This window comes from Porphyromonas crevioricanis (genome assembly GCF_900476255.1).
Classification (GTDB): domain Bacteria; phylum Bacteroidota; class Bacteroidia; order Bacteroidales; family Porphyromonadaceae; genus Porphyromonas; species Porphyromonas crevioricanis.
This window is the reverse complement of sequence record NZ_LS483447.1, coordinates 483,245-497,516: the sequence shown is the minus strand read 5'-3', so window position 1 is coordinate 497,516 and position 14,272 is coordinate 483,245. Positions and strand designations below refer to the sequence as shown.

The 14,272-nt window shown below is 45.9% G+C and carries 13 protein-coding genes; 8 read left to right on the top strand and 5 right to left on the bottom strand.

The window, feature by feature from the left end; translation table 11 throughout:
- Positions 1-501 precede the first annotated feature (501 nt).
- From DQN70_RS02300 to DQN70_RS02290, 3 genes are all read right to left on the bottom strand, one after another.
- Positions 502-876: a GntR family transcriptional regulator gene (locus tag DQN70_RS02300; protein WP_023938208.1), complete on the bottom strand. Its 375-nt coding sequence runs from the start codon at positions 874-876 to the stop codon at positions 502-504.
- Positions 873-1,637, bottom strand: coding sequence for a hypothetical protein (locus tag DQN70_RS02295; protein ID WP_023940585.1), 765 nt, complete (start codon positions 1,635-1,637; stop codon positions 873-875). The genes DQN70_RS02300 and DQN70_RS02295 overlap by 4 nt, the downstream gene beginning before the upstream one ends.
- Before the next feature lie 63 nt (positions 1,638-1,700).
- Complete coding sequence (locus DQN70_RS02290) at positions 1,701-2,543, bottom strand: ATP-binding cassette domain-containing protein (RefSeq protein WP_023940587.1); 843 nt, start codon at positions 2,541-2,543, stop codon at positions 1,701-1,703.
- Between the two features lie 700 nt (positions 2,544-3,243).
- On the opposite strand from DQN70_RS02290, the gene DQN70_RS02285 reads away from it, so the two are divergent.
- The 8 genes from DQN70_RS02285 to DQN70_RS02245 all read left to right on the top strand — a co-directional run bounded on the left by DQN70_RS02285 (position 3,244) and on the right by DQN70_RS02245 (position 11,834).
- Positions 3,244-3,753 carry a hypothetical protein gene (locus tag DQN70_RS02285; protein ID WP_023940589.1) on the top strand — a complete coding sequence of 170 codons (510 nt, stop codon included), beginning with the start codon at positions 3,244-3,246 and terminating at the stop codon, positions 3,751-3,753.
- Between the two features lie 103 nt (positions 3,754-3,856).
- Positions 3,857-4,000: a hypothetical protein gene (locus DQN70_RS09480; protein ID WP_023938195.1), complete on the top strand. Its 144-nt coding sequence runs from the start codon at positions 3,857-3,859 to the stop codon at positions 3,998-4,000.
- Positions 4,001-4,871: 871 nt separating this feature from the next.
- Entirely contained in the window at positions 4,872-5,459 is a 588-nt protein-coding gene (locus DQN70_RS02270) for a hypothetical protein (protein ID WP_023938191.1), read from the top strand.
- Positions 5,452-5,739: a winged helix-turn-helix domain-containing protein gene (locus DQN70_RS02265; RefSeq protein ID WP_023938190.1), complete on the top strand. Its 288-nt coding sequence runs from the start codon at positions 5,452-5,454 to the stop codon at positions 5,737-5,739. Before DQN70_RS02270 ends, DQN70_RS02265 begins: the two co-directional genes overlap by 8 nt.
- 166 nt (positions 5,740-5,905) lie before the next feature.
- Positions 5,906-7,273 (top strand): TolC family protein, encoded by a 1,368-nt coding sequence (locus DQN70_RS02260; protein ID WP_023938188.1) that lies wholly within the window; start codon positions 5,906-5,908, stop codon positions 7,271-7,273.
- Between the two features lie 35 nt (positions 7,274-7,308).
- Complete coding sequence (locus tag DQN70_RS02255) at positions 7,309-8,370, top strand: efflux RND transporter periplasmic adaptor subunit (RefSeq protein ID WP_023940592.1); 1,062 nt, start codon at positions 7,309-7,311, stop codon at positions 8,368-8,370.
- A gap of 18 nt (positions 8,371-8,388) precedes the next feature.
- The gene (locus DQN70_RS02250) at positions 8,389-11,544 is read left to right on the top strand and encodes an efflux RND transporter permease subunit (protein WP_023940593.1); all 3,156 of its coding nucleotides are present in this window, start codon (positions 8,389-8,391) and stop codon (positions 11,542-11,544) included.
- The gene (locus DQN70_RS02245; RefSeq protein ID WP_036888110.1) at positions 11,541-11,834 is read left to right on the top strand and encodes a PG0541 family transporter-associated protein; all 294 of its coding nucleotides are present in this window, start codon (positions 11,541-11,543) and stop codon (positions 11,832-11,834) included. The genes DQN70_RS02250 and DQN70_RS02245 overlap by 4 nt, the downstream gene beginning before the upstream one ends.
- Positions 11,835-12,051: 217 nt before the next feature.
- On the opposite strand, the gene DQN70_RS02240 is transcribed toward DQN70_RS02245, so the two are convergent.
- Positions 12,052-13,218 (bottom strand): EpsG family protein, encoded by a 1,167-nt coding sequence (locus DQN70_RS02240; protein ID WP_023938183.1) that lies wholly within the window; start codon positions 13,216-13,218, stop codon positions 12,052-12,054.
- Entirely contained in the window at positions 13,194-14,201 is a 1,008-nt protein-coding gene (locus tag DQN70_RS02235) for a glycosyltransferase family 2 protein (protein ID WP_023940595.1), read from the bottom strand. The genes DQN70_RS02240 and DQN70_RS02235 overlap by 25 nt, the downstream gene beginning before the upstream one ends.
- Between the last annotated feature and the right edge of the window lie 71 nt (positions 14,202-14,272).

The window sequence follows — 14,272 nt, the reverse complement described above, 5'->3', positions numbered from 1 at the left end:
GGGAGGCTTTGGCCTGCCTCCTCTAAACAAAGAAAGTGCCACAATCCTTGATCGGATTGTGGCACTTTCGACAAGAAAACCCCAATGCGCCAGTACCAGCAGATCCCCGGAGGTGGCGCAATTGAGGTCTCAATAGCCCTACAGACTATTCTTGTATGGTGAGTGCATGCAGTTACAGGATAAGGAATCGCCCGAATTCGTCATGCAGTCTTAATAGCCCTACAGACTATGTATATGACGATCACAAAGGTAAAATAAAAAACTAACCAAACAAAAGTCTTGATAAGCCTTACGGACTGTGTATGTATAGTGAGAAATGTCCTTTACGATGCCTCAGCATGGTGTTAAGTGTCTTAATAGCCTTACGGGCTGTGTATGTATAGTGAGCATACCCTTCAGTCTCAGTGCTTTGCATTTTGCGCATTCTAACGCACTCAAATGGGGCTGTGGCAAAATCGAATTTTGCCACAGCCCCACATGCAACAGTTTCCTATTACCTTTTTAGTGCTTTGAGTTTTTGTATATGCGGAAGATCTCAAGTACTTCCTCCATTGATACGCCCAGCTGCTCCATTTCCCCGAAAATAGCCGGCAAAACTTCTTCCTCAAACGCTTTTCTGCGGTCGGCAGCAATGCGTTCTGCTGCTTGTTCGGAAACAAAGAACCCCATTCCTCGCTTGGGATAAATAATTCCGGCCAGCACCAAGCGATCGAAAGCTCTCACAACCGTATTGGGATTGACCTGCATTTCCGAAGCCAGCTCCCGCACAGAGGGAATGCGCTCATTGACCTGATACTCCCCCAACATGATGCGATCCTTGACCAATTCGGCAATGCGAGTGAAGATGCTGAAGCGTTGTATGTCATTTATATTCATATCTGTTTCCGTTTCAGTGAATAGTAAGATAGGAAAAAGAACAACAAGGCGAGACCTCCTATCGTAAGGAGATACGACCAACGCAATTCTTTTTGATAAGCCATTATATCCCCAATGTTGGATATGAGCAGGGAATAACCAAAAGCCAAGAGTATGTACATCGCTATGCAAGAAAATACAGCCACAAGGTATCGCCGGAAAAAGATCGACGAACAAATAGAGGAAGTCAATAGGAAGAAAAAGCCGGGATTAGAAAGAGCCCCATTATACAATTCTTTGAAATCCAATGTTGTATAGCCCATTTCTACTTTGGGGGCTCCACTGATAACCAGACTGTTCAATGAGAGTACACCATTGGGGATTGAAATCCAAGTAAGGGTATAGGCAAGCTGACTTATCACAAAGGAGAAGACAAACAATACCAGCCCGATAATCCACATACTAATGAACTTTTCCAGATTGGAGGCCGGAAGAATTGTATAGGCAATCGGGTTGACCCCGTTTACCCGCCTGTTAATCCTATAGGTGTAGAAGACAAAAAGAGCCATCGAGCATGCGGTGAAAGACAGTGCATGATCAAAGGCAATCATCTTTGATCCATTTACATAGAACAGCAAGTGTTCTCCGACAAAAATAGCCCCCATGATAATGAGCCCTAAAGTCAGCAGGTTTTTGCCATGGCTTTGTATCTCCATATGGAGAATTTTGGCAATACGATTGAAGAATCCGTCTGCAAATTTGTTTTGTTGTATTCTTTCCATTGTATGTTTCTGTGATATGTATTTATAGACGAGTTGTCCCTCTCTCGGAGGAGAAGTCTGTTGTCAGCTCCGCTTCATAATATTGGCAAAGCCTTGGGGGTTGCTAATCATTCCATTAAAGAACAGTTCGATGGAGAAAAATTCGTCCCCTGTGGCTTGTTCTCCCTTAGGAAACACTCCCATTGTTCCCATGGGCGAAGGTTCAGTATAGAGAGGTGGTGTCTGCTCTTTGTTGCAAGGAGCAAAACGGAATTTCTGTCCCAGAGATATTATTGTCTCATTACAAACAATTCGGTTATTCTCCAGCATCAGGATGCGGTCGATAAGGGACTCCAGGTCTCTCACCTGATGAGTGCTAATCAATACCGTCTGTTCGTCCTGCGTGTATCGGGCCATCAGTTGTCTGAAAGCAGCTTTCGAGGGGATGTCGAGGCTGTTGGTTGGCTCGTCCATGAGCAACAGAGGAGTACGGACAGCCATCGCCAATGTAATGACTGCTTTTTTTCTCTGTCCTTGAGATACTTTGCCGAGCTTCATATCTCTATTGATATCGAAAGTTCGCAGAGCTTCATCAGCAATATCGTTGTCATAGTCCGGGTAGAACCGTGCCATCATGTCTAAGTAATTACCCACTCTGATGGCCGGCGTATTCACAATTTCGGGCAAAAGAAATACTTGTTGTAGAAATTTTGGTTCGCGTTGTTGCGGATTTTTCCCGAGAACTTCAAGCTCTCCGTCCGAGGCTAACAAACTACCTGCGATGAGCTTCAACATAGTGGTTTTGCCCTCTCCATTGCGTCCGAGCAGTCCACAGATGCTACCGGAGGGGAGTTGCAGACTCATATTCTCGAAAAGAAGAGGAGAAGTCCGACTGTAACGGAAATGGAGATTTTTGATGTCTATCATACTCGTTTGTTTTTGATAAATAATGAATTAAACTCATTGTTAGACAGCTCTTTGCGGAAGTCTTCTGGCTATTCTGTCGCCTTCCCTCTCCCCTACCCTATGAGCCTTGAGCTCTTTAGAGCGGTCTACATCACCACATAAGTAGTACAGTGCAAATGTATACAAACTTTCGGCAATACAAAATCTATCCGATTGCAATTCTACATGCAACAGAATATGAGACTGCTATTACGAGGGATATATTTCACCTGCTATTGAGCTGTTTGATATTGTATAAAGAAGGATAGCAACCTCTATCACATCCAATGTCTGACAAATCTATGTGTCCTAACATCTACGGATACCGTGCAATCAACCTCTGTGGCACCCTTGTTTGAGCGAGGTCCTCTTCTCTTAATTTTACTTAACTGTGATGTTTCCGGGCTTTGCTCTCACCTCGGAATATTGTAAGCTTTTGATATTCAATTAGGCTCGTATATCACCGTTTCTCATCATATTTATTGTTTTGTATACCTTTGCTCCGTGTGCTTTCCGTTGCGAAGAATGGTAGCGACCATTCTCTTGCTGCACATGACCTGAAAGTCAGGGACCATATCCGGTCGCAGGAGCAGAAGAGCTTTTGTGACAAGGAGCCGGCCTACAACGCGAGCTGAAGCCTGCAACTGAGAGGATATGGGATGTGAAACTTAAAAGGAAAACAATGAATTCAAAGCACGTAATTTTCGGCATCGTATTTCTCTTTTCCCTTCTCCTGATGACGGGAGCTGTACGGGACGAAAGAGAAAGCTCCGAAGCCTTTGGTGTAGGAGATGTATTGCCGGGAATCAAATCTTTGGCTTCGGTATCGGATGGGGCTACGGATATGCCTGCAGAGTATATGCTGGTGCATTTCTGGGCTTCCTATGATGGAGAGAGTCGTGCCGAAAATATCCGCTGGCAAAACTTCTTTGCCTCCGCTGAAAAGGTACGTAATCTTGTTGCTTACAGGGCTGTTTCTCTCGATCCCGACCCGGCCGTCTATAGGCGCACGGCCTCTATAGATGGGCTTGACAAAGAAAGACAGAGCCATATTGGTCTCTTTGCCGAGAAGATTCATGCCGGACAGCTCCATGCCTTATCGAAGAGTTTTCATACTTATCTGGTAGACAAGCATGGTGTGATCAGGGCGGTAGATCCTTCTCCCCTCTTTCCAGCCAAGAGATTGAAGTAAGAAATTTGAAAAAAGAAAGAGGCGATCCGAAGCTTGTATCTCTCCCGATATTTGGGAAGACAAGCTTTGGGTCGCCTCCTTTTTTATTGCAAAGAGCCTATTTATGAGCCCTTTGCATGGGTTCCAAAATGGCAAGTTTAATTGCCATCTTATTGACTTTATAGAGCGCGGTAACCTTGAAGACATTCAGACAGAGGGTACAGGGAGTATGCCAGCCACTATGACCAAGCTCGAATGCCGGAAATAATGCACGAGTACGATGTTATACAACAATATCTCTTACGATTATACGATGCGCTAAGACACGATGGCTCAAAAGAGCCTCGTGCGAGAGTTTTTTGGCTCACGTGTTCTTCAATGGCTGTCAGGAAGCCCTTGTCTCTTGCTTCCAAAGTCGACACGTTTTGTAAAATTCAGATCGTAATAAAAACCGGGAAAAGAGAGGAAAAAACAGACTGTATACAGGGATGAATAGTCTCCCTTTTATACCCCTCATATGGGGTTTCCCAAACACCGATGAATAGGGCGTTTCGGAGGGGTCAAAATTCTCTCCTGAGAAAAATTTTGCTAACACAGGAGAGAATTATTTTTTTCACAGGAGAGAATTTTTGTTTTCTCCCGTGTCAGCAAAAAACGTCTCCTATCGACATCAAAAAAGAGAGGGAAAACACAGTCAAAAATCTCCTAATTCGGGCATAAAATCCAACTCAAAAGATAACACAAAAGAGAGACAAACAAACAAAAGAAAACAATCTGAAATCACAGTCTGGAGCACTATGTCGGAGTTTTTAGCCGAGATCATGCAATCACCTCATTTATGAGCAAATGTCAATGGAAGGCTACTATCGTTCCGAAAAAAGACAAAAAGATGGTCTTTCAATAGGTTTCGGCCAATTTGTTCTATCCCTCCCCTTTTTTGATAGTATGTCTGCTGTGCTAAGTACCCTTGAGAGACTTTGTAGAATAGACACACGTAGTAAATCTTCTGTATTACAATCATTTTGTCTGTTAGTTTGGTTTATAATACAAACTGTTTTATTTTTGCTCTATCAATGGCGGAGAAAGGAGTCTCTGTCGTTGCTTACCTTAATGTTACATCCAATAAACAGACAGAGACAATGGAAGAACGAGATCTCACACCGCAAGAAAGTCTGCGTGTAATACAGAACATGATGGATCAGACACGTCGCAATATAGAGCATCGGTCGAGTAGGCCCTGTTTGATCTGGGGATATACTGCAACGGCGATTTCATTACTTGTCTTCTTTCTTTACCCACATTGGGGCAATGATGCCAACTTTTTGTGGCTGGCCATTCCAGTGGTGGGAGGACTACTTTCTTGGTTCTTTCTGAAAAAGGGAAACCGACGGCATATACCCAAAACACAGATGGACAAGTTACTGGATGTGGTTTGGGGCGTAATGGGGACAAATGTTATACTGCTCGGGTTCATACCTATGCAAGGAGAGATTCTATCAATAGTGTTAATTCTGATAGGAGCAGCTACTGCTATTACGGCCTTTGGTGCTGATGTGGAGTTACTTAAGTATAGTTCCATCTTTGGCATGACCATGGGTTATGCGTTAATGATATTGTCCCTTCCAATAGCTCTGAAAGTACTGATATTTGCTATTACGTTCTTTTTGATGCATTGCATCCCCGGGCATATCATGGCATTCCAAATAAAAAGAAACACTCATGCTTGAGCCATTAGATCCGCTTTTGATGTCCGAATTACGCCTTGCCGTGATGTCCATTTTGATGTATGTGCAGGAAGCCGATTTCCTTTATATCAAAGAAGAAACGGGGGCTACGGCAGGGAACTTGAGTGTACAAATAGACAAGTTGCAGACAGCCGGATATATCGATGTAGAGAAAGGCTTTGCTGGCAAGCGTACACGCACGGTATGTCGCATCACAGAGGGGGGAAGGAGGGCTTTTGAGAAACATTTTGAGGCCCTCGGTACTTATTTTTCTCCTCGATAGGACAGTGCAAAAAACCAATGACTCTCATGTATAAATACTGTCGATATTTCAATCGCGAACCTCTTACCGAGGTTTGCTCAAAAAAAGTACATTTGTTCAGTAAGTTCGATTAAACTTATATTGGTTTCTCTCATCCATATGGTACGTAAACATACAATTAGGGAAGATGAATAAAATATTTACATGTATTGTAGCAGCGATCGTCTTGTCTGCCCCTGTTACTCTTTCCGGGCAGTCGACACCACCCTCAGTCAACGAACCTCAAGATACTCTCCACATAGGCCTATCTGAGGCCTTGCGTATTGCTTTGAGCGAGAATGTATCTGTGCGTGTGGCGGATCTGTCCGTCAAAAAGCAGAGCTACATGAAACGGGAAATGATTGCAGCCCTTTTTCCACAGATAGATGGTACAGTATCGTACAGCTATACCTTTAAGAAGCCGGTTGTTTATTTACAAATGCCGGGTATGCCTGAACCCAGAGGTATAGAAATGGGGCAGACACATAATTTACAATTGGGAGCTACTGCCTCTATGCCATTGATCGTTCCTAAGTTGTGGGAAAGTATAGCTATCGGCAATACTCAGATGGAGCTTAGTTTGGAAAAGGCACGCTCGGCAAGGATAGAGATGATAGCCGAGGTGCGCAAGGCCTACCTGTCTGCTTTATTGGCAGAGCGTTCGTATGAGGTTTTTCTGGCTAGCTACCGTAATGCAACAACAAATTACAAGCAGATACAAGATCAGTTTGAGCAGGGTTTGATTGCCGATTTCGATCGCCTGAGAGCCGAGGTGCAAGTCGGAAATCTTGAGCCGATGCTATTGCAGGCAGAGCGAGGTCGCTTATTGGCACATAAGCGACTCTGTGTGTTGCTGGCCATAGACCCTTCTACTCCGATTGTTCTTTCCGAAAAACTATCAGACTATGCCGGCGAAGTCTATAGCTCCTATTTTGGGGTAGATACTGCCGTGCAGGGCAACTCTTCTCTTCGTCAGATGGATATTCAGGGCGACTTGCTCAAGAAAAGCAAGCGAACCAAACAGTGGGATTATTTACCCTCGCTGGTCGTTTCATCCAACTACACTTACAACTATATGAATAACGTCCTCAAGCTGTCCGAAGACAAACTTTGGTCTCCTAATGCTGCAATGTCTTTCCGCCTGTCTATCCCTATTTTTAGCAGTGGGAAGCGTTACTATGCGGTTAAGCAGGCCAATACGGATCTGACTATGCTGCGATTGCAGCGAGAAGACCTCCGCCGGCAAATCTCTTTGGCAGTGGAGCAGCAGAGTGATCAGATAGACAAGGCTGTGAAGAGCTACGGTGCCGCTCACAAGGCAGCTACTGCAGCCGAAAAGGGCTACGAGATCGCTCGCAAGAGATACGAAAGTGGAGTGGGGACTCTTCTGGAGGTCAATGATGCAGATATGCAACTCTTGCAGGCCAGATTGAATGAAGATCAGGCTGTTTTCGATTTTATGACTGCTCTCTATACCCTGGAGAAGCTCACCGGCAAAGAACCCGAACAGAAATAACAAACCAGAATAACACAGATAAAACTATAATAGCAATGGAAAAACATATAACCCTCGGTATGAAATATGGCGCAGCTTTTGCTGCACTTTGCTTGTCGCTCGGTTTGGGCATGGCCACCGGTTGTAGCAGGGGAGGCAAACAAGCCAAGACTTTGGCCCAAGAGGATTCGGTACGATTGGTCGATACAACCATTGCAATTCGTACCCGAGTGGAAGCCTCCGAACAGTTTTCTGCGATCATACAATCTAAGGTGCGTAATAATATCAGTCCGCAGGCCCCACTCCGCATAGAGCGTATGCTGGTAGAAGTCGGAGACAGGGTTGCCAAAGGGCAGGTATTAGCTCGTCTGGATAATAGCTCTCTTGATAGGCTTAAGGTGCAGTTGGACAATGCAGAGCTGGATTTCAAACGGACCGACGAGCTATTCAAAGCCGGAGGGCTGGCACAGGCTCGTTGGGAGCAGAGCAAGAGTTCTCTGGAGATCACTCGTAACCAGTACCGTAATATGCTTGATAATACGGTATTGCGCAGTCCTGTGAGCGGAATTGTGACTGCTCGCAATTACGATAGCGGAGATATGTCTTCTCCTCAGCTCCCTATCTATGTGGTGGAACAGATTGCTCCGGTCAGGCTCAAGCTGAATATCTCCGAGATGTACTATGGGCAGGTTAAACCCAAGATGCCGGTAGACGTGAGCTTAGAAGCCATTCCTGGAGAGAGTTTCCGTGGTTACGTCTCTCTGGTATACCCGACTATCGATGCTATGAGTCACACTTTTGGGGTGGAGGTGGAGATCCCCAATGCAAAGATGCAGATCCGTCCGGGGATGTATGCACGCGTTGATGTGCACTTCGGAGAAAAGGAAGTGATTGCGGTCAATTCGTTGGCAATCAATCGGCAAGCCGGTACGGGAGGCCGATTCGTCTATGTGCTGAAGAACAATAAAGTCGAGTCGAGAGAGGTCAAATTGGGTCGAAGCAAAGGTGAACTTGTAGAGATTGTCGAGGGCCTCAACGCAGGTGATATTGTAGTAAGCAAGGGAGCCGGGACTCTCAAAGAGGGTCAAGAAGTGAGAATAAGCAAGAGGGATAAGTAATTCTTGAGAGGTTAGGTCATGAATCTATACGAAACAGCTGTCCGCAAACCTGTTACCACAATCCTGGTCTTTGTGGCTTTGGTTGTGTTGGGTGTATTCAGCCTTGTCAAACTTCCGATAGACCTCTATCCGGAGTTTGAGAGCAACAATATAATGGTGCTCACCACCTATTTCGGAGCCAACTCTTCGGATGTGGAGACCAATGTAACTAAGCCTCTGGAGAACGTCCTCAATGGGGTGAGCAACCTCAAGCATATCTCGAGCAAAAATCGCGAGGGCATATCTGTCATTTCGCTCGAATTTATGGAAGGAGTGGATATTACAGAGGCAACGAACGATGTGAGAGACAAACTTGATGCCATGGGCAACCGTTTGCCCGAGGATGTCGGCAAGCCAGTCATTTTCCGCTTCGGAGCGGACGATATACCCATTGTGATCCTATCGGTAGAAGCGGATAAGAGTGTCAAGGCTTTGGATAAGATCTTGGAAGACAATGTCGTGAACGAATTGGCACGTATTGATGGAGTAGGGGCTGTGTCCAAGACCGGTACCGTGAAGAGAGAGATACTTATCCACTGCGACCCAGCCAAACTCGAAGCCTATCATGTGTCTATCGAACAGATCAGCCGTGTAATCTTGGCAGAAAACAGAGCTGTGTCTTCCGGACTTTTGGATATTGGACACGAAACAACTGCGCTACGTGTGCAGGGAGAAATCAGAGATCCACAAGAAATACGAGACCTGGTGGTAGCCAGCGTACAAGGGCGTAACATCTACTTGAGGGACTTGGCAGAAGTGATAGACGGCACAGCTGAGAGACAGCAGGAGAGCTACGCCAATGGACGCCGAAGTGCTGTGATTGTAATAAACAAACAGAGTGGTGCCAATTCGGTGGAGATTTCCAAAGAAGTATCCAGACGTTTACCCGAAATATCCAAGAAACTGCCTACCGATGTGCATATCGGTGTGATTTATGACACTTCGAGCAACATTGTCAATACTATCAACAGTCTCAAGGAGACAATCTATATCACGTTCTTCGTGGTCTTGTTGGTTGTCTTGTGTTTTCTTGGACGCTGGAGGGCCACTTTTATCATTATTCTCACGATACCGATTTCTCTGGTAGGCTCATTCATTTACCTCTATTTCTCGGGTAATTCGCTCAATATCATTTCTCTTAGTTCTTTATCCATTGCCATCGGTATGGTGGTAGACGATGCTATCGTGGTCTTGGAAAACATTACCACTCACATAGAGCGAGGAGCCTACCCTAAACAGGCAGCTATTCATGCTACCAATGAGGTAGGTATATCTGTTGTGGCTTCGACCTTGACGATGTTGGCTGTATTCCTACCCTTGACTTTGATGCCAGGTATGACAGGGATTCTTTTCCGTCAGTTAGGATGGATTGTGAGTATTATCATGATCATCTCCACAGTGGCGGCTCTTAGCCTCACTCCGACTCTCAGTTCGCAACTTTTGAAGCGTATCCCTAAGAAATCTCGTATACAGGAGCTGGTTTTTGCTCCCATCCAAAGAGTCCTCGAGCGTTTTGAGCGTATCTATGAGCGTACCCTCCGAGTAGCCGTAAGTCGCCGCCGTATGGTTATAGGATTATCTTTGGCGATTTTTATTTTCAGCCTTTGCTTATTCCCTCTGGTCAAGACAGAGTTTTTCCCTCAACAAGACATTTCCTATATCACTGTGCAGGTCGAATTGCCAGTGGGTACGGCTGTGAGTCAATCTCGCGTGTTGGGCGAAAAAATATACAAGCGGTGGACCTCTGAGATACCCGAATTGGCTATGTGTCAGTATGCCGTGGGACAAGCCGATGCGGAAAACACATTTGCCTCTATGCGCAGCAATGGTAGCCATATCATAGAGTACAACGTTCGCCTGACAGATCCCGGCAGTCGAGAACGCTCAATGGTGGAAGTTGCCGACTATATGCGTGAGACATTGAAGGATTACCCCGAGATCAAGCTCTATAGGGTACACCCCGGAGGAGACCATGGAGGTGGAGCCGGAGGGCAGCAAGCTGTGGATATAGAGATTTATGGGCATGATTTTGCCAAAACGGATAGGTTGGCACAGGAGATTAGAGAGCGGATGAAGTCATTCTCTTCCTGTTCGGAAATTCGGATGAGCCGTGAAGACTATGTTCCGGAGTTCCAGATAGAATTTGACAGGATCAAACTGGCAGAGAATGGTTTGAATCTGAGTATGGCTTCTGCTTTCGTGCGCAACAGTATTCAGGGGAGTCGTGCCGGCTTCTTCCGTGAGGACGGCGACGAGTACAATATTCGGGTACTACTGGCTCCTACATACAGACGCTCGATAAAAGACATCGAAAACTTGCTGATATATACTCCACAGGGCAAGGGCATACGTCTGGCAGACTTGGGGCGTGTCGTGGAGCGTTATATGCCACCTACGATAGAGCGTAAAGACCGCCAACGTATTGTCACAGTAAAAGGTCTTGTAGCACCCGGAAAGGCTTTGAGTGACCTTTCTCGAGAATCCAAGAAGATGCTCAAAGAACTGGAGATACCGGAAGGAGTTACCTACAAGGTCGGTGGTACACTGGAAAATCAGCAAGAGAGTTTTGCTGACCTTACGAGTCTCTTGGTGCTCATTATCATGCTTGTCTTCATCGTGATGGCAGCAGAGTTTGAAAGTTTAAGAGATCCGTTTGTGATCATGTTTTCGATCCCATTTGCCTTTACCGGCGTGATATTGGGGTTGTTGATTACACGCACAACTTTGTCGGTGATGTCCTTCATCGGACTTATCATGCTGATGGGTATAGTGGTAAAGAATGGTATCGTGCTTATCGACTATATCCGCCTCTGTCGAGAAAGAGGGATGAGTGTACGACAAAGTATTATCCGTGCCGGACGGTCACGCTTACGTCCCGTATTGATGACAACAGCTACCACCGTATTGGGGATGCTCCCTCTGGCTATCGGCTTGGGTGAAGGCTCGGAAATGTGGCGTCCTATGGGTATTACGGTTGTTTTCGGTCTCACGGTATCCACATTGATCACCTTGGTGTTGGTGCCCACTATTTATGCTTCGTTGCAGAAACGTACCCTAAAGCGTGAGCGTCGAATCCTGTACCGCAAGTTGTACGAGAAACAAAAGTCGAACCTTATCAATAGTTCAAACAGATGAAATCCGTTTTGATAACATATAACCAGGCCTATAGAGACATTGTCGTGCGTACTTTGGAGCGACTCAATCTGAAGGGATATACACATTGGCCTGCTGTGAGAGGCAGAGGTAGCAGAGATGGGGATCCACACTTGGGTACCCATGCTTGGCCTACTCTCAACGAAGCTCTCATGACTGTTTGCGAAGATCACAAGGTGGAACCTCTCCTTTCTGCCCTGAAAGAGTTGGATGAGGCCACTCCTCAACAGGGACTGAGGGCTTTTGTCTGGACGATAGAACAGAGTATTTGAGTTATAGCTCACTGCTAATCCCCTAAACAAGAAGGCTTGGCCCCGAAGGAAAACAAAGATGTTCCTTCAGAGCCAAGCCTTTTTAGTAGCAATTGGATCGATCAATCTGAGAGAGATTGCGATCGAATGAGGAAGAGACCGTACTGCGATCTCGAATGTAGAAAACAGGGAGTCATGTGGCCTGTGTTTCAAATCGTTTCCGGCACTCTGACTTGGCTTACCCTCTCGCTTTAGTCTCTACAAGGCTTTTCACCAACACAGGTGATATAATGCTCTCTTCTTGCAGGATGGCAGTAGTGCGATAACGCCGAGTATCGTAGATATTGCGATATTTGGAATAACTCTCATTTATATCGGAGAGGTTTTTACAGGTAAAGATGGAGAAGACAAGCAGTATGGCTACAATAGCCGGCTGCCGCTTTAGTTTATCGCCGGGCTTCACTGTCAGAGCAAGCAAAGGGAAGAAAAAAGCGAAAGGATAGTAGAAGATTCGCACCCCTGTCTCAAAGTTCTTGAACAAGCTGTATATGATGACAGCAAAAACCAGACTATTGATATAGGGATATATCTCCGGGCGATATTTACTTATTCGCTTGGCTGAGAAAACGAAATAAAGGGCTACAAACATCAGGAATAAAGGATATAGGCCGGTCTCGGTTTGCATCTTGGATACTTGACTCTTCTCTGTATAGATTCCATATCGGTCGGGTAGAATATTCCCCAGCAAATCCAACATCGAAGGGAGCAGAAGTTCGCTCAATAGGGGGGAGAAAACAAGCAATGCAGCCAAAATATATTTGTTCCATTTAATCCGGGCTATCAATAGCATCGGTAGTATGATCGCTGCGGAAGAGTGCACCAAGAAAGCCCCAACCAGACAAAGAGCAAACCACAAATAACGCTTTTGTTGCATCAAGGGGTAGGAGGCTATCATAATCCCTAAAGCCAAGTACTGACGCATGATATTGAATGTCTCGAAATAACCCGAGTAAACCAGTACGAATGCCAGTATCGCAATCCACCAGTTCTCCCCACAGAGACGACGAAAACCATATATCAGTAGAGCATAGGTCAGTCCGGCCACAGTCGTGAACCAAACAGCCGAACTTACGCCCCAGCGGCGGAAAAGATCTATCATTTCCTTCCAGAAAGGCTCCAATACGTGGTAGTTTGGTGTATGTTCGCCATACTCGTAAATGTTCAGATACATAGAAAAGTCACGTCCTGGACCGAAACGCATTCCGGCAAAAATCGTGAGCAACAACCATAGAGCGAACATGGGATAGGCAGACAATCTCTCGGTTGTCCTACCCATGTAGATGAGCAAGGCAAAAAGAGCAAAGAAGCAACTGTAATATATCAGCGACGCAAAAATGACTTCCATCGGTTTAAGAGCAATAGCAAGACATAACCCAAGCTGCCGGTGAGGGCCTGAGATTGCAGCTTATAGATGAGCTTGTGGTACCAAGCTGCCGGGCGAATTTTGTTCAGATGATCCACCTCTGGGTGACAGGCTCGGATATGAGGATAAAAGGAGAGGGGGGAGCGAGCATAGAGCAGAGCTTTGGCATTCAGATAGGCCATTTGTATTTCTCTTCCATATCGCTCTTGTGCTTGGGGATCGCGTCGCAGCAGCTCGTCCCGGCAGTAATCAACGGCCTCCATTAGCTCATTCAGATCTTTCGCCCCGGTCGTACTAAGCAGAGAAGATACATTTCCCTGTTCATAGTGTACCAAAGCCATTGGCAGATAGGCAATCCGTATGTTGGAGGCAAAGAAAGGAATTATGGCACGCAGATCTTCCATGAGCCTTTTGCCCGGAGCAAAGCCTCCTCCATGATGGCGCAAAGCCTCTGTGCGAAAGCATTTATTCCACATAAAGCCTGACATTTGTCCGCTCAAGACTGCTTTGGCTGCATCTGTGGAACTTATTGGACAATTTACCCGCATGTACTCTTTCTTCTTAGGGTAGTCTGCATAGTAGTCTGTCACAAGGCAGTCAACCCCGGTTGAGAGCATTGCTTGCATGAGACATTCCAGGCTATCCGGGCTGTGCCAATAGTCGTCCGAATCAAGGTATAAGCAATAGTCTCCACTTGCTTCCTCAAGCAGTTTTTGCCGACAGTAGGCCACGCCTCGATTGGTTTCATTTTGCAATAGTCGTATTTGCAGCTCCGAGCTTGATTCTGGCAACAACTCTCTGACAATCTCCATGGAGCGATCTCCGCCTCTGTCGTCTACTATGACCAATTCTAAGGGGCGGTAGGTTTGGTTCAATACCGAGTATAAGCAACGAGCTACATACTTCTCCACCCTATAAACAGGGATCAAAACAGAGACGAGAGCTTGTGTCGGCTTTTCAGACATGGAGGTGCAATTTTATTTGTTTCGGTCGGGTAAAAACCTCGCTCCGATGTTGAGTTTTTGGGAATATCTAC